This window comes from Enterobacter sp. 3U4, from assembly GCF_057224565.1.
Genome location: NZ_CP136665.1, coordinates 2,866,442 through 2,886,304 on the forward strand (window position 1 = coordinate 2,866,442; position 19,863 = coordinate 2,886,304).

At 58.4% G+C, this 19,863-nt stretch carries 21 protein-coding genes; 15 read left to right on the top strand and 6 right to left on the bottom strand.

Annotated elements, in window-relative coordinates; all coding sequences use genetic code 11:
• The first annotated feature begins 109 nt into the window (after positions 1-109).
• The 6 genes from ppiB to mnmH all read left to right on the top strand — a co-directional run bounded on the left by ppiB (position 110) and on the right by mnmH (position 4,577).
• Positions 110-604: a peptidylprolyl isomerase B gene (ppiB, locus tag RVY89_RS13810; protein ID WP_023334762.1), complete on the top strand. Its 495-nt coding sequence runs from the start codon at positions 110-112 to the stop codon at positions 602-604.
• A gap of 3 nt (positions 605-607) precedes the next feature.
• Positions 608-1,330, top strand: a complete 723-nt coding sequence (gene lpxH, locus RVY89_RS13815; RefSeq protein WP_484825640.1) for a UDP-2,3-diacylglucosamine diphosphatase — start codon at positions 608-610, stop codon at positions 1,328-1,330.
• A 136-nt stretch (positions 1,331-1,466) separates the two neighbouring features.
• Complete coding sequence (locus tag RVY89_RS13820) at positions 1,467-1,676, top strand: YdgH/BhsA/McbA-like domain containing protein (RefSeq protein ID WP_371898793.1); 210 nt, start codon at positions 1,467-1,469, stop codon at positions 1,674-1,676.
• A gap of 171 nt (positions 1,677-1,847) precedes the next feature.
• On the top strand, positions 1,848-2,357 hold the full coding sequence (gene purE, locus RVY89_RS13825; protein ID WP_014882834.1) for a 5-(carboxyamino)imidazole ribonucleotide mutase: 510 nt from the start codon (positions 1,848-1,850) through the stop codon (positions 2,355-2,357).
• On the top strand, positions 2,354-3,421 hold the full coding sequence (purK, locus tag RVY89_RS13830) for a 5-(carboxyamino)imidazole ribonucleotide synthase (RefSeq protein ID WP_484825641.1): 1,068 nt from the start codon (positions 2,354-2,356) through the stop codon (positions 3,419-3,421). Before purE ends, purK begins: the two co-directional genes overlap by 4 nt.
• Positions 3,422-3,506: 85 nt before the next feature.
• Complete coding sequence (gene mnmH / locus RVY89_RS13835; RefSeq protein WP_484825642.1) at positions 3,507-4,577, top strand: tRNA 2-selenouridine(34) synthase MnmH; 1,071 nt, start codon at positions 3,507-3,509, stop codon at positions 4,575-4,577.
• Positions 4,578-4,664: 87 nt separating this feature from the next.
• On the opposite strand, the gene RVY89_RS13840 is transcribed toward mnmH, so the two are convergent.
• The 3 genes from RVY89_RS13840 to ybbA form a co-directional block, all read right to left on the bottom strand.
• Positions 4,665-5,810 carry a porin gene (locus RVY89_RS13840; protein WP_484825643.1) on the bottom strand — a complete coding sequence of 382 codons (1,146 nt, stop codon included), beginning with the start codon at positions 5,808-5,810 and terminating at the stop codon, positions 4,665-4,667.
• 182 nt (positions 5,811-5,992) lie between these two features.
• Positions 5,993-8,407 carry a putative ABC transporter permease subunit YbbP gene (gene ybbP, locus RVY89_RS13845; protein WP_484825644.1) on the bottom strand — a complete coding sequence of 805 codons (2,415 nt, stop codon included), beginning with the start codon at positions 8,405-8,407 and terminating at the stop codon, positions 5,993-5,995.
• A complete protein-coding gene (gene ybbA, locus RVY89_RS13850; RefSeq protein WP_008499319.1) occupies positions 8,404-9,090 on the bottom strand; it encodes a putative ABC transporter ATP-binding protein YbbA in 687 nt (228 codons plus the stop codon). Before ybbA ends, ybbP begins: the two co-directional genes overlap by 4 nt.
• Between ybbA and tesA the strand changes: the two genes are divergently transcribed.
• Genes tesA through RVY89_RS13865 form a run of 3 tightly spaced genes read left to right on the top strand, consistent with a single transcriptional unit; the run spans position 9,061 to position 11,396 of the window.
• Positions 9,061-9,684: a multifunctional acyl-CoA thioesterase I/protease I/lysophospholipase L1 gene (tesA, locus tag RVY89_RS13855; protein ID WP_047347391.1), complete on the top strand. Its 624-nt coding sequence runs from the start codon at positions 9,061-9,063 to the stop codon at positions 9,682-9,684. The genes ybbA and tesA overlap by 30 nt on opposite strands.
• A gap of 28 nt (positions 9,685-9,712) precedes the next feature.
• A complete protein-coding gene (locus RVY89_RS13860) occupies positions 9,713-10,483 on the top strand; it encodes an SDR family oxidoreductase (RefSeq protein ID WP_484825645.1) in 771 nt (256 codons plus the stop codon).
• Between the two features lie 58 nt (positions 10,484-10,541).
• The gene (locus RVY89_RS13865) at positions 10,542-11,396 is read left to right on the top strand and encodes a co-chaperone YbbN (RefSeq protein ID WP_024906867.1); all 855 of its coding nucleotides are present in this window, start codon (positions 10,542-10,544) and stop codon (positions 11,394-11,396) included.
• A gap of 53 nt (positions 11,397-11,449) precedes the next feature.
• Here the strand turns inward: RVY89_RS13865 and fetB are convergent, their stop codons facing one another.
• Both fetB and fetA read right to left on the bottom strand, forming a co-directional pair.
• Positions 11,450-12,232: an iron efflux ABC transporter permease subunit FetB gene (fetB, locus tag RVY89_RS13870; protein ID WP_039265869.1), complete on the bottom strand. Its 783-nt coding sequence runs from the start codon at positions 12,230-12,232 to the stop codon at positions 11,450-11,452.
• Complete coding sequence (fetA, locus tag RVY89_RS13875; RefSeq protein ID WP_484825646.1) at positions 12,225-12,896, bottom strand: iron efflux ABC transporter ATP-binding subunit FetA; 672 nt, start codon at positions 12,894-12,896, stop codon at positions 12,225-12,227. Before fetA ends, fetB begins: the two co-directional genes overlap by 8 nt.
• A 143-nt stretch (positions 12,897-13,039) precedes the next feature.
• Here fetA and RVY89_RS13880 point away from each other — a divergent pair, with 143 nt between their 5' ends.
• Genes RVY89_RS13880 through RVY89_RS13890 form a run of 3 tightly spaced genes read left to right on the top strand, consistent with a single transcriptional unit; the run spans position 13,040 to position 15,299 of the window.
• On the top strand, positions 13,040-13,891 hold the full coding sequence (locus tag RVY89_RS13880) for a hypothetical protein (RefSeq protein ID WP_484825647.1): 852 nt from the start codon (positions 13,040-13,042) through the stop codon (positions 13,889-13,891).
• A 44-nt stretch (positions 13,892-13,935) separates the two neighbouring features.
• Positions 13,936-14,850: an SPFH domain-containing protein gene (locus tag RVY89_RS13885; protein WP_484825648.1), complete on the top strand. Its 915-nt coding sequence runs from the start codon at positions 13,936-13,938 to the stop codon at positions 14,848-14,850.
• The gene (locus tag RVY89_RS13890) at positions 14,847-15,299 is read left to right on the top strand and encodes an NfeD family protein (protein WP_484825649.1); all 453 of its coding nucleotides are present in this window, start codon (positions 14,847-14,849) and stop codon (positions 15,297-15,299) included. Before RVY89_RS13885 ends, RVY89_RS13890 begins: the two co-directional genes overlap by 4 nt.
• Here RVY89_RS13890 and cueR read toward each other — a convergent pair.
• A complete protein-coding gene (gene cueR / locus RVY89_RS13895; RefSeq protein ID WP_126543994.1) occupies positions 15,296-15,706 on the bottom strand; it encodes a Cu(I)-responsive transcriptional regulator in 411 nt (136 codons plus the stop codon). The two genes, RVY89_RS13890 and cueR, sit on opposite strands and share 4 nt — an antisense overlap.
• Before the next feature lie 108 nt (positions 15,707-15,814).
• Here cueR and copA point away from each other — a divergent pair, with 108 nt between their 5' ends.
• The 3 genes from copA (at position 15,815) to ybaK (ending at position 19,837) form a co-directional block, all read left to right on the top strand.
• Complete coding sequence (copA, locus tag RVY89_RS13900) at positions 15,815-18,313, top strand: copper-exporting P-type ATPase CopA (RefSeq protein WP_484825650.1); 2,499 nt, start codon at positions 15,815-15,817, stop codon at positions 18,311-18,313.
• 50 nt (positions 18,314-18,363) lie between these two features.
• Positions 18,364-19,158, top strand: coding sequence for a TraB/GumN family protein (locus tag RVY89_RS13905; protein WP_484825651.1), 795 nt, complete (start codon positions 18,364-18,366; stop codon positions 19,156-19,158).
• A gap of 199 nt (positions 19,159-19,357) precedes the next feature.
• Positions 19,358-19,837, top strand: coding sequence for a Cys-tRNA(Pro)/Cys-tRNA(Cys) deacylase YbaK (gene ybaK, locus RVY89_RS13910; protein ID WP_370884056.1), 480 nt, complete (start codon positions 19,358-19,360; stop codon positions 19,835-19,837).
• Positions 19,838-19,863: the final 26 nt, after the last annotated feature.

Consider the following 19,863-nt stretch of genomic DNA (forward strand, 5'->3'; position numbering starts at 1 on the left):
AGCAGCACACAATGCAAGGTGATCGCATCCTGTGGTTATGCTATAACAAGCCCCTATAGATGACCCGAACGCGGGTCGACGTACCACAATAACGGAACAGGATGCAAAAATGGTTACTTTCCACACTAATCATGGCGATATCGTAATCAAAACCTTTGATGACAAAGCGCCTGAAACAGTTAAAAACTTCCTGGACTACTGCCGCGAAGGTTTCTACAACAACACCATTTTCCACCGCGTGATCAACGGTTTTATGATCCAGGGCGGCGGTTTCGAACCTGGCATGAACCAGAAAGCCACCAAAGAAGCGATCAAAAACGAAGCGAACAACGGCCTGAAAAACACCCGCGGCACGCTGGCGATGGCGCGTACTCAGGCTCCACACTCTGCAACCGCGCAGTTCTTCATTAACGTGGCAGACAACGACTTCCTGAACTTCTCCGGCGAAAGCCTGCAGGGTTGGGGCTACTGCGTATTCGCAGAAGTGGTTGAAGGTATGGACGTGGTTGACAAGATCAAAGCCGTCTCTACTGGCCGCAGCGGTATGCACCAGGACGTTCCTAAAGAAGACGTTGTGATTACAAGCGTGACCGTCAGCGAGTAATTCGTGGCGACACTCTTTATTGCGGATCTGCATCTGCAAACGGAAGAACCGGCGATCGTCGCCGGTTTTCTGCGTTTTTTACGCGGTGAAGCGAAAAGCGCCGATGCGCTGTACATCCTGGGCGACCTGTTTGAAGCCTGGATTGGCGACGACGACCCTAACCCGCTGCACCGTGAAATGGCCGCCGCCATTCATGCGCTGGTGGATTCCGGCGTCCCCTGCTACTTCATTCACGGCAACCGTGATTTCCTGATCGGCAAGCGCTACGCCCGCGAAAGCAGCATGACGCTGCTGCCGGAAGAACAGGTGCTCGATCTCTACGGCCGCAAGGTGCTGATCATGCACGGCGACACGCTCTGCACCGACGATACCGGCTACCTGGCGTTTCGCGCCAAAGTCCACACCCCGTGGATCCAAAAGGTGTTCCTTGCCCTGCCGCTGTTTATCCGCAACCGTATCGCCGCCAGAATGCGCGCGGGCAGTAAAGCCGCCAACAGCAGCAAATCCATGACCATTATGGATGTGAACCCGCAGGCCGTGGTGAGCGTGATGGAAAAGCATGGCGTTCAGTGGTTGATCCACGGTCATACCCATCGTCCAGACGTCCATTCCCTTATCGCCAACGGCGAACCGGCCCATCGCGTGGTGTTGGGTGCATGGCACTCAGAAGGATCCATGGTCAAAGTCACGCCAGAGGGCGTGGAGCTGATCGCTTTTCCGTTTTAACCCCTCACAGTTCATTCTATTTTTTTGAATAATATCGGCAAATTGTTTCGATTTTAATCAGCCCGCGGTCGGCCTACTATTTATCACATCAGGGCAACACGCCCTATCCCAGATAAATTACTTTAGGAATACGACCATGAAATCCATCAAAACTTTCGTTGCAGTTGCCGCTCTTTCCCTGGCTTCTTTCGGTGCTTTCGCGCAGAGCGTCAGCGCAACCGGTTCAACCCTTGACCGCGCAGAAGCAAAAATTGCTGCTCAGGCCGCTGAACAAGGTGCGTCCTACAAAATCACCAGCGCACAGTTCAACAACCGCGTGTATATGACCGCTGAACTGACTAAATAATGATTGTCGATTGACGAAAACAGACCGCCAGAACGCGGTCTGTTTTGTTATGAATTGATGGCAACAACGGCTCAAGATTTAACCGCGCAACCGTTTTCCTTGCCCGTATAACATGCTATTCTCTGTGCCCTCGAAAGCAGTGTGTTTCGCACCACAGGAGTTTTAAGACGCATGTCTTCCCGCAATAATCCGGCGCGTGTCGCCATCGTGATGGGGTCCAAAAGCGACTGGGCTACCATGCAGTTCGCCGCCGAAATCTTTGAAATCCTGAATGTTCCGCACCACGTCGAAGTGGTCTCCGCGCACCGTACGCCGGACAAACTGTTCAGCTTCGCCGAAAGCGCCGAAGAGAACGGTTATGAGGTGATCATTGCCGGTGCGGGCGGCGCAGCACATCTGCCGGGCATGATTGCCGCCAAAACCCTGGTGCCGGTACTGGGCGTCCCGGTACAAAGCGCCGCGTTAAGCGGCGTGGATAGCCTCTACTCCATCGTCCAGATGCCGCGCGGTATTCCTGTCGGCACGCTGGCGATTGGCAAAGCGGGCGCGGCGAACGCTGCCCTGCTGGCGGCGCAAATTCTTGCGACGCACGATAAAGCATTGCATCAGCGTCTGGCGGAGTGGCGTAAAGCCCAGACCGACGAAGTGCTGGACAATCCGGACCCGCGGGGTGCGGCATGAAGCAGGTTTGCGTTCTCGGTAACGGCCAGCTAGGCCGCATGCTGCGTCAGGCCGGTGAGCCGCTGGGTATTGCCGTCTGGCCCGTCGGGCTGGATGCCGAGCCGGAAGCGGTACCGTTCCACCAGAGCGTGATCACCGCCGAGATCGAACGCTGGCCGGAAACTGCGCTGACCCGCGAGCTGGCGCGTCATAACGCCTTCGTTAACCGCGACGTGTTCCCGATCATTGCCGACCGTCTGACGCAAAAGCAGCTTTTCGACAAGCTCGGTCTGCCGACCGCGCCGTGGCAGCTCCTGTCTGATAAAAACGAGTGGAACGACGTCTTCGCCATGCTGGGCGAGCTGGCAATCGTGAAGCGCCGCGTGGGCGGCTACGACGGCCGCGGCCAGTGGCGCCTGCGCGCAGGCGACACCGCCGAGCTGCCGGATGATTGCTACGGCGAGTGTATCGTTGAGCAGGGCATTAACTTCAGCGGTGAAGTGTCGCTGGTTGGCGCGCGCGGGCACGACGGGCATACCGTCTTTTATCCGCTGACCCATAACCTGCACCAGGACGGCATTCTGCGCACCAGCGTCGCCTTCCCGCACGCTAATGCTGACCAGCAGACGCAGGCGGAAGAGATGCTCTCTGCCATCATGCATGAGCTCGGGTATGTGGGCGTGATGGCGATGGAGTGCTTTATCACCCCGTTCGGTCTGCTAATCAACGAGCTCGCACCGCGCGTACACAACAGCGGCCACTGGACGCAAAACGGCGCGTCCATCAGCCAGTTCGAACTGCACCTGCGCGCCATCACCGACCTGCCGCTGCCGCAGCCGGTGGTCAACAGCCCGTCGGTGATGATCAACCTGATCGGCACCGATCTGAACTACGACTGGCTGAAGCTGCCGCTGGTGCACCTGCACTGGTATGACAAAGAGGTTCGCCCGGGTCGTAAGGTTGGCCACCTGAACCTGAACGACAGCGACACGGGCCGTCTGAGCGCCACGCTGGAAGCCATGATCCCGCTCCTGCCGCCGGAATACGCGAGCGGTATTGTCTGGGCACAGTCAAAGCTAAAATAGTTCTCCCTCCGCCGGGGAGTTGACCTCCTCTTTCCCCGGCGTACAATTCCCGCCCATTGCTGCTTAGCTTTCTTCTGGAATAACCATGAACGATGGAACGGACTATCGCGCGATCCTCGCGTCCGATACCCCTTTAATCGACGTTCGCGCGCCGATCGAATTTGCCCAGGGCGCGATGCCAGCGGCAGTCAACCTGCCCTTAATGAATGATGACGAGCGCGCTGCCGTCGGCACCTGTTATAAACGTCAGGGACCGGACGCCGCGCTGGCGCTCGGCCATCGCCTGGTGAGCGGCGACACGCGTGAGGCTCGCATCAGCGCCTGGCGCGAAGCGAGCCTTGCCCATCCTCAGGGCTTTCTCTGCTGCGCGCGCGGCGGCCAGCGCTCGCATATCTCGCAGGCGTGGCTGAAAGAGGCGGGTGTCGACTACCCGCTGATCCGCGGCGGCTATAAAGCCCTGCGCCAGACGGCGATTCAGGTGACCATTGAGCAGTCGCAAAAGCAGATGGTGCTTATTGGCGGCTGTACCGGGAACGGTAAAACCCTGCTGGTGAAGCAGCACGCGCAAGGCATCGATCTGGAAGGACTGGCGCACCATCGCGGCTCGTCGTTTGGCCGCACGCTCACGCCGCAGCTTTCCCAGGCCAGCTTTGAAAATCACCTTGCGGTTGAGCTATTGAAAAAAGACGCCGCGCGCTGGGTGCTGGAAGATGAAGGCCGGATGATTGGCTCCAACCACCTGCCGGAGTGCCTGCGCGACCGCATGGTTGAATCCCCTATCGTTGTTGTCGAAGACCCGTTTGACGTCCGTCTTGAGCGCCTGCGCGAAGAGTATTTCGATCATATGTGGGCGGATTTTTCTGCTGCCTACGGTGAAGAAGCGGGCTGGAAGGAGTACAGCGAGTACCTGCATCACGGCCTGTTCGCCATTCGCCGTCGTCTGGGGCTGCAACGGTATGCCGAATTCACCGCGCTGTTAGATTCCGCGCTGCTGGAACAGCAGCGATCTGGCAGTACGGATGCGCACTTCAGCTGGCTTACGCCGCTGCTGAAGGACTATTACGACCCGATGTATGGCTATCAGCTGGAGAAGAAAGCGGAGAAGATTGTCTATCGCGGGACGTACGGCGAGGTTGCTGACTGGCTTAATCGCTGAAAAAAGCCGGGTGGCGGCTACGCCTTACCCGGCCTACGTGTGCATTTGTAGCCCCGGTAAGCGCAGCGCCACCGGGGAACAGACGACTTAGAAGTCGTAACGCAGACGCACCAGGTTCATGTCGCCCAGGTTGTCGGTGCTGGAGGTGAACACGTGTTCGTAATCCACGCGGAAACCGTAATCCAGCTGGAAGCTGATACCCACGCCGTTGTCGATGCGCTGGTAGTTACGCCCGTTCACGTACTGAATACGGTCACCCATGAAGTAAGGCTGGATGGATTTAACCGCGTACTGACCGATTGGGAATTTGTAACCTGCGAAGTACTCAATACCCCACGCGTCGCCCGCAAAGTAGTCGTTAACCGACACTTTTTTGGTGGTCAGGAAGTTCTGGTACCAGCCGCCGCCTGCGGAGAAGGTCCAGTTGTCCGGGGTCCAGCTCAGCGCGGTACCGAGGATGTTCTGGTCGTAGGTTTTGCTGTCGCCGTTGTCCGGGTTACGCATGTCGGCGCGGGTGTAGTTCCACGCGGCGCCCCAGGTCAGGTCGGTAGTCAGGTGGTAATCCAGACCCAGCGAGCCGCCGCCTTTACGCTTGTAGCGCAGGCCGTTGCCCGGCAGGTATTCGCTGTCTTCAAACAGGTAGGATGCATAAATGTCAGCATCGCCCACGGTTTTCTTATATTTCAGCATCTGGCGTGAACGGTAAGAACCGTCGTAGTCGCCGTTGATACCGTTACCTGGTGCCTGACCAATCATGTCGTAGTCCCAGATATCGGTTTTCGCGCCCACCACATCATAATAAACGCTGTTCTGTTGACCGAAGGTCAGCGTACCCCAGGTGTCGCTCTTCAGACCGGTGTAGAGCATGCGACGCGTGGTGTCGTGTGCGCCTTCGGCGTAGTGGTGATCCCAGTTAAACTGCGCAGGAATATTCACACCCAGCTCGTAGTAGCTGATCCAGCTGATGTCATCAAACAGGTAGTAATCTGCTGCGAAACGGAAACGGGTGCCGCCGTCAAAGCCGTTACGCTTGTAGCTGTTTTTACCGTCGTCGCCGGTCATGTTCTGGAACTGAGGACGGATACTGCCGCCAACGGTGAAGTTCAGGCGGCTCAGCGGGTTACCCGCCTGAGGATCCTGCTTAAGAACGGTGATTTCCGCCTGAGAAGCGAAGGTCGTTAATGCCACTGCCGCGCCGATCGTTGCCGCCAGCGCTGATTTTTTTATAGTCATTATTTTTCCTTAATAGACACGCTGCTAAATATTTAGCGGGTGAATATTAACTGGAAATAATCGGGCCGTGTGGTCGGGTTTTTAATGTTTTGTGCTACTAAATGAGTGGGTATTATCACTTTGTGCTATTTAAACACTGCGCACCGGCACAAAAACCGGTGCGCAACTATCACCGAGATAAATCAACTCGCGAACTGACGGAACAGGGCTTTACCCTTTAACAGCCGCGTGCCGAGCCAGCCTCCGCAGAGAGAAAGCAGCGCAGCGCCGCACAGAGGCAGGGTCAACCAAAGACGCCAGTCAGGCTCCCACGGGAAGTCGAAGACCTTTGTCTGCAGCACCGCCAGCGCCGTCTCTGCGCCAATGGCCGCTACCAGACCGGCCACCAGCCCCAGCAGCGCAAACTCGCTCCAGAGCGTCATTCGCAGCAGCTGCTTGCCGGCCCCCAGCGTGCGGTAAACCACCAGTTCCTGATGGCGCTGGCGCATGCCCACCTGTACCTGAGCCAGCAGCAACAGCACGCCGCAGATCGTCACCAGCACCACCATGACCTCCAGCGCGCGGCTCACCTGCTCCAGAACCTGCCCAACCTGCTTCAGAATCGCGCCGATATCCAGCAGGCTGACCGTCGGAAACTCGCGGTTTAGCTGGGTCAGCATGCCGTTGCTGTTTTCCCAGCGGAAGCTGGTCAGCCAGCTCTGCGGCTGCTCGTCCAGCGCCCCCGGCGGGAAGATAAAGAAGAAGTTGGGCCGCAGGCTTTCCCAGTCCACTTTACGCAGGCTGGTGACTTTCGCGGTAAAATCCTGGGTATCGCCTGTGAAGGTGACGCTGTCTCCCAGCTTCACCTTCAGGCGCGTCGCCAGCCCCTCCTCCATCGACACCTCTCCCGCTTTCGGCGGCCAGGTGCCGGCGGTTATCGGGTTGTGGTCAGGACGTTTCTCCTGCCAGGTGAGGTTCAGCTCGCGGTTCAGCGACTCGTCCTTGTTCCCCTCCGTTGGCTGCCCGTTGATCTGCGTCAGACGCGCGCGAACGATGGGATAGAACGACTCGGGGATGATGTGATGTTCCGCCAGGAAGCCCTTCAGCGGCGTAACCTGCTCAGGGGCGATATTGATCAGGAAATAGTTCGGGCTTTCCGGCGGAAGCTGCTGCTGCCAGCGATCGAGCAGATCGCCGCGCAGCACCAGCAGCAGTGCCAGCAGCATAAACGACAGCGAAAACGCCGACAGCTGGCTGAGCGTAGCCCAGGGCTGGTGCAGCAGACGGTTGACCGCCAGGCGCACGGGCAGGGATTTTACCGTCACCCTTTTCAGGAGGTTGAGTAGGATCCAGCCCAGCACGCCGCACAGCAGCGCCAGCACAACCGCCCCGGCCAGCACCGCCCACAGCAGCGTGCTGCCCCCCATCAACCACGCCAGCAGCCCCACCGCCACCGCAATAATCACCGGAAGGTAGAACTTCAGCGGCCAGACGTTCGCCACCACATCGTTACGGAGCACGCGCAGCGGCTGCGTGGCGAGCAGCAGGCAATAGGGCCGGAGCCCCACCAGCAGCGAAATCACCGTCATTGCGCCGATTGCCCATAGCCACGGCCAGAGGCTGGCCGGCGGCAATGCGGCCGGGAGCACCGGTTTCAGCATCACCATCAGCAGTTTTTCAAACAGCAGCCCTATTATTCCGCCGGTCAGCGCCGACAGAACCAGCAGCATCAGCCACTGGCCGACGATCAGCTTGCGCAGCTGCGCCCTGCCCGCCCCCAGGGTTTTGAGGATCGCCACCAGGTCGTAGCGGCTGCGGCAGTAGTGCCCCATCGCGACGGCCACCGCCGCCACCGCCAGCAGCAGGGTCAACAGGGCCGAGAGCAGCAGGAACTGCTGAGAGCGCTCCAGAGATTTACCGAGCGCCCCCTCGTCCTGCTCCAGCCCGTACCAGCGGTGTTCCGGTTTGAGCTGCGGCAGAAGCCATTTTTCATATGCGGCAAGCTGGGCGGGCGTGCCGCCAAACTTATAGCGCCAGGTGACGCGGCTGCCCGGCTGCACGGCATGGGTTGCCGCGACATCCGCGGTGTTCATCAGCAGGCGCGGCGCAAGCTGGAACGGGTTAAATCCGCCGTCGGGCTCCTGCACCACTTCCCCGGCAATCCTGAGGGTAGCATCACCGACATCGATACTGTCGCCGGGTTTCAGGTTCAGCAACGCCATCAGACGCGATGCCAGCAGCACCGTACCGGGCGTGGGCTTTAATCCCGGCGGACGGGTCTGTAAGTCACCGTACATCGGGTAGATATCATCGACGGCCTTGACGCTCGCCAGCTGCGGCGTGTCGCCCGCGAAGGTCATGGTCTGGAAGGTGATTTGTTCCCCCACCTTCAGCCCTTCTTTGCGCGCTGCTTCAATCCAGCCCGGCGGCACGGGGCGGGAGCTTTCCAGCGCCCTGTCCCCCGCCATAAACTCCCGGCTCTGCTGGCTGAGCCCTTTTTCCATGCGGTCACTGACGCTGCCGAGCGCCAGCACGCAGGCCACCGCCAGGCTTAGCGCCAGCCAGACAATCAGCAGCGAGGGCGAGCGCCACTCGCGCCAGAACCAGCGGGTAATCATGCTTCCTCCTGCAGAACGCCATTCACCAGCCGCAGGCGACGGTCGCAGCGCGCGGCGAGCTGCGGATCGTGGGTCACGAGGATAAGCGTAGTGCCGTGCTCGCGGTTGAGCGAAAACAGCAGGTCGGCAATCCGGTCTCCGGTTTTACGGTCAAGGTTGCCGGTAGGCTCATCGGCAAACAGCACCTCAGGGCGGCCGTTAAACGCGCGGGCCAGCGCCACGCGCTGCTGCTCACCGCCGGAAAGCTGGGCGGGAAGATGGTCGAGACGCTTCCCCAGACCGAGCTGTTCCAGCAGCGCCTTCGCGTGAGCGCGGCTTTCACGGCTGTTTTCACCGCGCAGCAGCGCCGGAAGCTCGACGTTTTCCAGCGCGTTCAGGGTTGGGATCAGCATAAAGGACTGAAAGACAAAACCAACGTGACGCGCGCGCAGCGCGGCCCGCGCCTCTTCATCAAGCTGATGCAGCGGCTGCCCGACAAGGTGGACCTCGCCGCTGCTGCCGTCGTCCAGACCGGCTAAAATCGCCAGCAGCGTGGACTTACCGGAACCGGATTCGCCAATCAGCGCAATGGTTTCAGCGCGTTTGACAACGAGTTCAACTCCGGTAAGGATGGAAAGCTCGTGTTCCCCCTGACCGACGGACTTCTTAAGATGATGAACTTCAACACTGTTTTCCGCTGGCATTTGCCCTTCCTGTTTTTGATTCTGATGACTTTCCGCGCGGCGGCAGCGGACACGTTACTGGTTCTCGGCGACAGCCTGAGCGCAGGCTATCGCATGGCGGCCAGCGCGGCCTGGCCCGCTCTGCTCAATGACAAATGGCAGAGCAAAACGTCTGTAATCAACGCCAGCATCAGCGGCGACACCTCGCAGCAGGGGCTGTCGCGCCTGCCTGCGCTGCTCAAACAGCATCAGCCGCGCTGGGTGCTGGTGGAGCTTGGCGGTAACGATGGATTGCGCGGTTTCCAGCCTCAGCAAACCGAGCAAACGCTGCGCACCATTTTGCAGGACATCAGGGCGGCAAACGCCCAGCCGCTGCTGATGCAAATTCGCCTGCCCGCCAACTACGGTCGTCGGTATAATGAAGCCTTTAGCGCGATCTACCCCAAGCTTGCCAAAGAGTTTGATATTCCGCTGCTGCCATTTTTCATGGAAGAGGTCTATCTCAAACCCCAGTGGATGCAAGACGACGGGATCCACCCCAATCGCGATGCGCAGCCGTTTATTGCCGACTGGATGGCAACGCGGCTGGCTCCTTTAGTTAAACATGACTCCTGATTAAGCGGAGATCCTGACAGGTAAAGTTATGCAAAAATCGGTCTTAATTACAGGATGTTCCAGCGGAATCGGCCTGGAAAGCGCGCTCGAATTAAAGCGCCAGGGGTTTCGGGTTCTGGCGGCCTGCCGCAAACCCGACGATGTCGAACGCATGAACGGGCTGGGCTTTACCGGCGTGCTGCTGGATATGGACTCACCGGAGAGCGTTGAGCGCGCCGCGGATGAAGTGATCGCACTGACCGGTAATCGTCTTTACGGCCTGTTTAATAATGCCGGTTACGGCGTGTATGGCCCGCTGGATACCCTCTCCCGCGAAACGCTGGAGAAGCAGTTTTCGACCAACTTCTTCGGCGTGCATCAGCTCACCATGCGTCTTCTCCCCGCGATGCTGCCGCACGGCGAAGGGCGCATCGTGATGACGTCGTCGGTGATGGGGCTAATTTCCACCCCGGGCCGCGGCGCCTACGCCGCCAGCAAATATGCGCTGGAGGCCTGGTCCGACGCCCTGCGCATGGAGTTACGCCACAGCGGCATTAAGGTCAGCCTGATTGAACCCGGCCCGATCCGCACCCGCTTTACCGAAAACGTTAACCAGACGCAGGCGGATAAACCGGTCGAAAACCCCGGCATCGCCGCACGTTTTACCCTCGGGCCAGAGGCGGTTGTGGCCAAAGTGCGCCATGCTTTTGAGAGTGAACATCCCAAAATGCGCTATCCGGTGACGCTGGTCACCCATGCCGTCGTCTGGTTAAAACGCCTGCTGCCGGGCCGGATAATGGACAAAATTTTACACGGTTGAGTTGAAGCGCCGACGCGCATCCCCATGTAAAGAACAAACCGACAAAAGAGAAAGCCGCATGTCCGTACAGAATATCGTCAATATCACCGAAGCTAACCTGCAACAGACCCTTGAACAGTCGATGACCAAACCGGTCCTGTTCTACTTCTGGTCTGAACGTAGCCAACACTGTCTGCAGCTGACGCCGGTGCTGGAAAGCCTTGCCGCCCAGTACAACGGTCAGTTTATCCTCGCGAAGCTGGACTGTGACGCCGAGCCGATGGTTGCGTCTCAGTTTGGTCTGCGCGCCATTCCTACCGTCTATCTGTTCCAGAACGGCCAGCCTGTTGATGGCTTCCAGGGGCCACAGCCGGAAGAGGCTATCCGCGCCCTGCTGGATAAGGTGCTGCCGCGCGAAGAAGAGCTGAAGGCGCAGGAAGGCATGGCGCTGATGCAGGAAGGCAAATACGACGAGGCGCTGCCGCTGCTCAAAGACGCATGGCAGCTGTCGAATCAGAACAGCCAGATTGGCCTGCTGCTGGCGGAGACGCAGATTGCCCTGCACCGCTCAGAAGACGCGGAAGCCGTACTCAAGACGGTTCCGCTGCAGGATCAGGACACCCGCTATCAGGGGCTGGTTGCACAAATTGAGCTGCTGAAGCAGGCGGCGGATACCCCGGAAATTCAGCAGCTGCAGCAGCAGGTTGCCGACAATCCGGCGGATGCCGCGCTGGCAAGCCAGCTGGCGCTGCAGCTGCATCAGGTGGGACGCAACGAAGAGGCGCTTGAACTGCTCTTCAGCCATCTGCAAAAAGATTTAGCCGCCGCAGACGGTCAGGCGCGCAAGATGTTCCAGGAGATCCTGGCCGCTCTGGGCACCGGCGACGCGCTGGCGTCGAAGTATCGTCGTCAGCTTTACGCGCTGCTGTACTGACAAAAAAAAATGCCCGGTGGCGGCTTCGCCTTACCGGGCCTACAAAGCCGGTGTTACCCCGTCTTTTTCAACTGCGTCACCACCAGCTGGTGGCGCGCGTTGTAGAACTTCCGATAGGTCAGGTAGCAGGCAATAATGGTCGACAGGCTTGCCGTGGAAAGCAGCATAAACGTCACCATGATCTGATACTTAATCGCTTTTACCGGATCGATACCGGCAAAAATCAGCCCCGACATCATGCCCGGCAGGCTCACCAGCCCCACCGTTTTGGCGGAATCTACCGTTGGGATCAGCGATGATCGAATGCTCTCACGTATCAGCCGCGCCGAGGCCACTTTTGGCGTCGCCCCCAGGCTTAGTTTCTCCTGCAGCTGCTGCTGTTCGCTGCTGAATCGCTGCCCAAGGTTGTTGTAACAGAGCCCAACGGCCACCATCGCGTTCCCGGCAATCATCCCCGAGATAGGGATAACCTGCATCGGCGTAAACTCAATCGAGCCGGAGAGCACCAGCACAGCCAGCGTGAGCGCCGTTCCGGTGGTAATCGCGATAAACGACGAGATAAAGGCCTTATCAATGTATTTACTGCGTTTCTGCGCATTCCACGCCGCGTTAAAGCAGATAAACAGCACCATCAGCAGCGTCAGCACCGCGTGGTTAACGTTGAAGATATACTTCAGCACATAGCCGACGATGATGAGCTGAATCACCGCGCGGCAGATACTCCACACAATATCTTTTTCCAGTCCCAGCTTTTCCCGGTAGCTGACCACAATCGCAATCAGCACCAGCACCATCGAAAAGGCCAGCGATTCGTTGGTTATGTTATGTTCACCCACGGTTTGCCTCCTGCATTTTCCCGCCGTGCGGCTGGAGCGTAATAACGTCATCCGCATGGGTTATTTCGTTAGCGTCGTGCGTCACCCACAGCACGGCAATATTTTGCTCACGAGCGTAGCGATGAATAATCTCGTTGACGTTGCGCTTGTTGACGTCATCGAGCGCGCTGGTGATTTCGTCCAGCAACAACACCTTGGGTAAAAACTGCAGGTTGCGGATCAGCGAGACGCGCTGCTTTTCGCCGCCCGACAGCGCGTTGATGGATTTAGTCAGCGTCTCCTGCGCCAGCCCAAAGCGGGCCAGATCGTGGATAAACTTTTCCGGCTGCGGCGTCTTATTGCGGATTTGCCACGGGAAAATCAGGTTGTCATAGACCGTATCGCCAAAAAGCACGGGCGTTTGTACGCAGTACGAAACCTGCTGGCGATAGCTTTCCGGGGAAAGCGACGCGATATCCTCACCTTCAAACAGAATGGCTCCCTCCGTCGGGCTGAGAAGTGAAGCCACAATCTTCAGCAGCGTGCTTTTACCACAGCCTGAGGGACCCGTGATTAATTTAAACTCGCCCGGCGACAGGCTAAACCCGACGTGCTGCAGGATCGTGTTTCCACCGACTCGAAATCCGACATCCCTGAGCAGTAATACGTTTTTTTTATCATTCATAGCGCTTCCGTTGACCGCTTCGTGTAATAACCGCCTGTAGCATAATCCTTTCGCCCGCACAGCGCGAATAGCCTCACGCAGAAGCAAGTGTTAAACTTTTTGTTTGTAAATTGTCACCACCATCACTGCAGGAAGTATGCGACATGGCACATATCTTTTATGAGTTTCCCTCCCTGAAGCCTGGTGTTCCTGATGTCGAAACATTAATGGAAGTCATCAAATCGTCGGAACTTACGCGTTTTGTGATGGGTGCAGAGGTGGTGGATTTTGTTAAGAAGGCGCTCATCGTGAACACCACGATCGGCAGCTTCAAAAATTGCTATTTCGCCTTCGACAACGGAACACACTTCCTTGAATTTGACGGTAAAGGCAAATCAAAACGCTTCAATGAGGTGCCGGACTGGTTCGTCTCTCCGGCGGAATTTTCACGCACCCAGTGGCTTATCAACCACAATCTTGCGGATGTGAAAGCCACTCAGTTCATTGACGTGCTGATGTCCTACCCGCTGAAAGCGCGCCGCGCGCACTGCAATTTACTATTCGGGCTGGAGCTGGAAAAAGTCAACGCGGTTCCGGCAGCGGCCTCGGCGGCAGGTAAAATCGGCAATAAACACGTTAAAACCACCAAACCCCGCGTCACCGATCTGGGCTCGTTCGAGCTGTTCAGCCAGTTCTTTGCGCGCATGAAAACCGCCGTGCTGGCCGATGAGTTCCCGACTCTGCAGATCCTGACGGGCATGGATAACCTGGCAAAAGCGCCGCATAATTTAAAGCAGGGCATCAGAACCTGGTTTAAAGCCATCGCGGGCGACCTTCCACCGAATAACAAACGCGTTGAAGCGGGGAATGCCGTTCTGTTCTGCGCTCCCATTCGCGAACAGATCCAGCGTATCGAAGCGCTGGGGCTGGAGAATTACTACCAGGGATTATCGAAAGCCATTGCTGAAGCGGGTGATGGATTCATCTCTGACTTTACCTATACTTACGAGCAATAAACACACACTTTCACTCGTCACAGCATGCAAAACAGGAGGTTTTTATGCTTATCGTTGTTCCCGTCCTTATTTTCGTTGCGCTGGTTATCGTGGGCGCAGGGGTCAAAATTGTCCCTCAGGGCTATCAGTGGACCGTTGAGCGTTTCGGTCGATACACCAACACGCTCCAGCCGGGCTTAAGCCTGATTGTTCCGTTCATGGACAGAATTGGTCGCAAGATCAACATGATGGAGCAGGTGCTGGACATTCCTTCTCAGGAGATCATCTCCAAGGATAACGCCAACGTTACCATCGACGCCGTCTGCTTTATTCAGGTGATTGATGCGCCGAAAGCGGCTTATGAGGTCAGCAACCTGGAGCTGGCAATCGTCAACCTGACGATGACCAATATCCGTACCGTGCTGGGCTCGATGGAGCTGGACGAGATGCTTTCCCAGCGCGACAGCATCAACACCCGCCTGCTGCACATTGTCGACGAGGCCACCAACCCGTGGGGGATCAAGGTCACCCGCATCGAGATCCGCGACGTGCGCCCGCCGGCGGAGCTGATCGCCTCCATGAACGCCCAGATGAAGGCCGAGCGAACCAAGCGCGCCTATATCCTGGAAGCCGAAGGGGTACGGCAGGCGGAGATCCTCAAAGCGGAAGGGGAAAAGCAGTCGCAGATCCTGAAAGCGGAAGGCGACCGTCAGTCCGCATTCTTACAGGCGGAAGCGCGTGAACGTTCGGCCGAAGCGGAAGCCCGCGCCACCCAGATGGTGTCCGAGGCAATCGCCGCCGGTGATATCCAGGCCGTGAACTACTTTGTCGCGCAAAAATATACCGACGCGCTAAAACAGATCGGCTCCGCGAACAACAGCAAAGTGGTGATGATGCCGCTGGATGCCAGCAGCCTGATGGGCTCTATCGCCGGTATTGCCGAACTGATCAAGGACAGCGGAAACGAGCGTAAAAAATGATTGAGCAGATCGTTGCACATCCTCATGCCTTCTGGCTAAGCCTCGGGGGCTTATTGCTGGCGGCGGAGATGCTGGGCGGTAACGGATACCTGCTCTGGAGCGGTGTTGCCGCCGTCATTACCGGTCTTCTGGTCTGGATCCTTCCTCTGGACTGGGCGTGGCAGGGCGCACTGTTTGCCGCGCTGACGCTGGTGGCCGCGTGGCTGTGGTGGCGCTGGCTTAACCGACGGGTTAAGGAGCAGAAACCGGTCGACGCCCACCTTAACCAGCGCGGACAGCAGATTGTCGGCAAGCGTTTTACGCTCGACACCGCGCTGGTGAACGGGCGCGGGCATATGCGCGTGGGCGACAGCTCGTGGCCGGTGGTCGCCGACGATGACCTCAGCGCCGGCACGCGGGTTGAGGTCATCGCGGTGGAAGGCATTACCCTGCGGGTAAAAGCCTGCTAAGCGTGGGTTTTGCGGTGGCAGCAGCCGGCAAGGTTATCGATAATCGGGCAGTCGGCGCTGTCATCCCCCGGACAGGACTCCGCGAGCTGCAGCAGCTGTTCGCGCATCGCCTGTAGCTCGACGATGTGGCGTTCAATTTCGGCCACCTTTTCCAGCGTGCGTTTTTTCACGTCGGCGCTGTGACGCTTTGGATCGTTGAACAGGTTAACCAGCTCGCCGCACTCTTCCAGATTAAAACCGACCTGTCTTGCCTGGCGCAGCAGCGTCAGCTCATCCAGATGCAGCTGCGTGTAGCTTCGGTAGCCATTTTCACTGCGCAGCGGCGGCGTCACCAGGCCCTTCTCTTCATAAAAGCGAATTGCTTTGCTGGTTAAGCCGGTTTTTTTTGCCACATCACTGATATTCACATTTCCCCCTTGACCTTCCCCTTGATGGAAGGTTTAACCTTCATAACAGTTAGTGAAAAGCGTTACTCCGGTCAACAACTGACCAAAATATTATACGGGAGTTTTGTTATGTCTCACACTATTGACCTGACGCTGGACGGCCTCTCATGCGGCCACTGCGTCAAACGCGTTAAAGAAAGCCTGGAACAGCGTCCTGATGTTGAAAGCGCTGACGTGACTATCGATCATGCCGCCGTGACCGGCAGCGCCAGCGCGGATGCGCTGATCGATACCATCAAGCAGGCCGGTTACGGGGCGGAGTTAAGCCACCCAAAGGCTAAACCGCTGGCAGAGTCATCATCCCCGTCGGAAGCGCTGACAGCGGCCACTCCTGAGCTTCCGGCAGCTGATGATATTGATGACAGCCAACAGCTGCTGATCAACGGCATGAGCTGCGCCAGCTGCGTCTCCCGGGTACAAAACGCCTTGCAGGCCGTACCGGGCGTCGCGCAGGCACGGGTCAATCTTGCGGAGCGTACTGCGCTGGTGATGGGCAGCGCCTCCGCCGCAGATTTAGTGCAGGCCGTTGAGAAAGCGGGCTACGGGGCGGAGGCCATCGAAGATGATGCCGAGCGCCGCGAGCGCCAGCAGGAAACGGCTATCGCCACCATGAAGCGCTTTCGCTGGCAGGCGATTGTCGCCCTGCTGGTCGGTATTCCGGTGATGGTGTGGGGCATGCTCGGCGACAACATGATGGTCACCGACGACAACCGCACGCTGTGGCTGGTGATTGGTCTGATTACCCTTGCGGTGATGGTGTTCGCAGGCGGTCATTTCTATACCAGCGCCTGGAAGAGCCTGAAAAACCGCACCGCGACGATGGATACCCTGGTCGCCCTCGGTACCGGCGCGGCGTGGCTCTATTCGATGAGCGTGAACGTCTGGCCCCAGTGGTTCCCGATGGAAGCGCGGCATCTCTATTATGAAGCCAGCGCGATGATTATCGGCCTGATTAACTTAGGCCATATGCTGGAAGCCCGCGCCCGCCAGCGCTCATCGAAAGCGCTGGAAAGATTGCTTGATTTAACCCCGCCGACGGCCCGCGTGGTCACGGACGAGGGAGAAAAAAGCGTTCCGCTGGCCGATGTTCAGCCCGGCATGACGCTGCGTCTGACCACGGGCGACCGCGTTCCCGTTGACGGCAAGATAACCCAGGGCGAAGCCTGGCTGGATGAAGCGATGCTGACCGGCGAACCCATCCCTCAGCAGAAATCCGACGGTGACGCCGTTCATGCCGGTACGGTGGTGCAGGACGGCAGCGTGCTGTTCACCGCCAGCGCCGTCGGCAGCCACACCACGCTGTCGCGTATCATCCGCATGGTGCGCCAGGCCCAGAGCAGCAAGCCGGAAATTGGCCAGCTTGCTGACAGAATCTCGGCCATTTTTGTGCCGGTGGTTGTCGGCATTGCCCTGCTGAGCGCGGCGATCTGGTACTTCTTCGGCCCCGCGCCGCAGATTGTTTATACCCTGGTGATCGCCACCACGGTGCTGATCATCGCCTGTCCTTGCGCCCTTGGCCTGGCGACGCCAATGTCGATTATCTCCGGCGTAGGCCGCGCGGCCGAATTTGGCGTGCTGGTGCGGGACGCGGACGCGCTGCAGCGGGCCAGCACCCTCGACACGCTGGTGTTTGATAAAACCGGCACGCTGACGGAAGGTAAACCGCAGGTGGTCGCCGTCCACACCGTGGGCGTTGCGGAAGAGGACGCGCTGCGTCTCGCCGCCGCGCTGGAGCAAGGCTCCAGCCATCCGCTGGCGCGCGCCATTCTCGATAAAGCGAGTGAGTCTGCCCTGCCGCAGGTCAGCAATTTCCGCACCCTGCGCGGGCTAGGCGTCAGCGGTGAAGCAGAAGGCCACGCCCTGCTGCTGGGCAACCAGGCATTGCTCAATGAAAACGGTATTGATACCACCGCGCTGGAAAGCGAGCTGAAGGCGCAGGCGTCTCAGGGTGCCACGCCGGTTCTGCTGGCGGTGGATGGCAAAGCCGCCGCGCTGCTGGCCGTGCGCGATCCGCTTCGCCAGGACAGCGTGGACGCCCTGCAGCGCCTGCACCGTGCGGGCTACCGTCTGGTGATGCTGACCGGGGATAACCCGACCACCGCCAACGCCATCGCGAAAGAAGCCGGAATTGATGAGGTGATTGCGGGCGTACTGCCGGACGGCAAAGCTGACGCCATCAAGAAACTGCAAAGTCAAGGCCGTCAGGTGGCGATGGTCGGCGACGGCATCAACGATGCCCCGGCGCTGGCCCAGGCTGACGTGGGGATTGCGATGGGTGGCGGAAGCGATGTCGCCATTGAAACCGCTGCCATCACGCTGATGCGCCACAGCCTGATGGGCGTGGCCGACGCGCTGGCCATTTCAAAAGCCACGTTGCGCAATATGAAGCAGAACCTGCTGGGGGCGTTTATCTATAACTCACTCGGCATCCCGATTGCTGCCGGCATATTGTGGCCGCTGACCGGCACGCTGCTTAACCCAGTGGTCGCGGGTGCGGCGATGGCGCTCTCCTCCATCACCGTGGTCAGCAACGCCAACCGGCTGCTGCGCTTTAAACCGAAGGATTGAACCTTGTACCCGTACGCGCTAGCATGAACCTTTCCGTTTATGGAGCGCGTATGGGTCTGTTTAATCGTATAAAAACATCGTTTCGCGCCCTTTTCCCTCGCCGTTACGCCTGGCCCGGTCTGGATATCTCGCTTCCCGGCGGGCAACACCTTCACCTGGTCGGCAGCATCCATATGGGCACGCAGGATATGTCTCCCCTGCCTCCCGGCCTGATTAAACTGCTGAAACACGCCGATGCGCTGGTCGTTGAGGCGGACATTTCGGGTCAGGAGTCACCGTTTGCCGGGCTCGAGAGCGATCTCACCCTGGCGGAGCGCCTGGATGAAACCCAGCTTGCGGAACTGACGCGCGTCGCCGATGAGATGGGCGTCTCGCTCTCCATGATAGACGCCCTGCCGCTGTGGCAAATCGCGATGGTATTGCAGGCTACGCAGGCGCAGCGTCTGGGCCTGCGCGGTGATTACGGTATTGATTACCAACTGCTGAACGCGGCAAGAGCGCGCAGCCTGCCCATCATCGAGCTGGAAGGAACGGACAGCCAGATTGCGCTCCTGCGACAGCTTCCCGACGACGGTCTGATGCTGCTGGATGATACGCTGACCCACTGGCACACCAACGCGCGCCTGCTGCAGACCATGATTGGCTGGTGGCTGGATGCGCCGCCTGCGGACGGCAGGCTGGCGTTACCGTCGACGTTTAGCGAATCGCTGTATGATGTACTGATGAACGCGCGTAACAAAGCCTGGCAAGAGACGCTGCATGCCTTACCTGCAGGGCATTACGTGGTGGCGGTTGGGGCGTTACATTTGTACGGAGAAGGGAATTTGCCGTCGTTGCTGAAATAAAAAAATGGCCAATATTTCTATTGGCCCGTCAAAGAGGAATTTCATCGTTTTTATTATGCCGAAGGAGACCTTCGGTTGAGCCGATTGTCGCTCAAAGTGACCATCACTGCCAATACTATTGCGCAAGATGGTGCTATTTTTTAGACAAACGTCAGGCGTATGCTGTGGGCATGATTTGTCTGTCGTAAGAAGGATAGCTATGACTCCCGCCGTTAAATTACTCGAAAAAAACAACATTTCTTTCCGGATCCACACATACGATCACGATCCGAATGAAACCAACTTTGGTGATGAAGTGGTGCGCAAGCTGGGGCTGAATGCTGACCAGGTTTACAAAACGCTGCTGGTTGCGGTGAACGGCGATATGAAGCATCTCGCCGTCGCGGTGACTCCCGTGGCAGGGCAGCTGGATCTGAAAAAAGTCGCCAAAGCGCTGGGGGCAAAGAAGGTGGATATGGCAGATCCCATGGTGGCGCAGCGCACCACCGGCTACCTGGTAGGCGGCATCAGCCCGCTCGGGCAGAAAAAACGCCTGCCGACGCTGATCGATGCCCCTTCACAGGAGTTTGAAACCATCTTTATATCCGGCGGCAAACGCGGGCTGGATATCGAGCTTGCGGCGGACGATCTGGCGAAAATGCTGGACGCTAAATTTGCGGATATTGCGCGCCGGGAGTAAAAGAAAAGCCGGGTGGCGGCTACGAG

Bases quoted from the DNA above. Each gene is read 5' to 3' on its own strand.
- ppiB (WP_023334762.1), top strand. From the start codon at position 110: ATGGTTACTTTCCACACTAATCATGGCGATATCGTAATCAAAACCTTT.
- RVY89_RS13820 (WP_371898793.1), top strand. From the start codon at position 1,467: ATGAAATCCATCAAAACTTTCGTTGCAGTTGCCGCTCTTTCCCTGGCT.
- purE (WP_014882834.1), top strand. From the start codon at position 1,848: ATGTCTTCCCGCAATAATCCGGCGCGTGTCGCCATCGTGATGGGGTCC.
- purK (WP_484825641.1), top strand. From the start codon at position 2,354: ATGAAGCAGGTTTGCGTTCTCGGTAACGGCCAGCTAGGCCGCATGCTG.
- mnmH (WP_484825642.1), top strand. From the start codon at position 3,507: ATGAACGATGGAACGGACTATCGCGCGATCCTCGCGTCCGATACCCCT.
- RVY89_RS13840 (WP_484825643.1), bottom strand. From the start codon at position 5,810: ATGACTATAAAAAAATCAGCGCTGGCGGCAACGATCGGCGCGGCAGTG.
- ybbP (WP_484825644.1), bottom strand. From the start codon at position 8,407: ATGATTACCCGCTGGTTCTGGCGCGAGTGGCGCTCGCCCTCGCTGCTG.
- tesA (WP_047347391.1), top strand. From the start codon at position 9,061: ATGAACTTCAACACTGTTTTCCGCTGGCATTTGCCCTTCCTGTTTTTG.
- ybbA (WP_008499319.1), bottom strand. From the start codon at position 9,090: ATGCCAGCGGAAAACAGTGTTGAAGTTCATCATCTTAAGAAGTCCGTC.
- RVY89_RS13860 (WP_484825645.1), top strand. From the start codon at position 9,713: ATGCAAAAATCGGTCTTAATTACAGGATGTTCCAGCGGAATCGGCCTG.
- RVY89_RS13865 (WP_024906867.1), top strand. From the start codon at position 10,542: ATGTCCGTACAGAATATCGTCAATATCACCGAAGCTAACCTGCAACAG.
- fetA (WP_484825646.1), bottom strand. From the start codon at position 12,896: ATGAATGATAAAAAAAACGTATTACTGCTCAGGGATGTCGGATTTCGA.
- RVY89_RS13880 (WP_484825647.1), top strand. From the start codon at position 13,040: ATGGCACATATCTTTTATGAGTTTCCCTCCCTGAAGCCTGGTGTTCCT.
- RVY89_RS13885 (WP_484825648.1), top strand. From the start codon at position 13,936: ATGCTTATCGTTGTTCCCGTCCTTATTTTCGTTGCGCTGGTTATCGTG.
- RVY89_RS13890 (WP_484825649.1), top strand. From the start codon at position 14,847: ATGATTGAGCAGATCGTTGCACATCCTCATGCCTTCTGGCTAAGCCTC.
- copA (WP_484825650.1), top strand. From the start codon at position 15,815: ATGTCTCACACTATTGACCTGACGCTGGACGGCCTCTCATGCGGCCAC.
- RVY89_RS13905 (WP_484825651.1), top strand. From the start codon at position 18,364: ATGGGTCTGTTTAATCGTATAAAAACATCGTTTCGCGCCCTTTTCCCT.
- ybaK (WP_370884056.1), top strand. From the start codon at position 19,358: ATGACTCCCGCCGTTAAATTACTCGAAAAAAACAACATTTCTTTCCGG.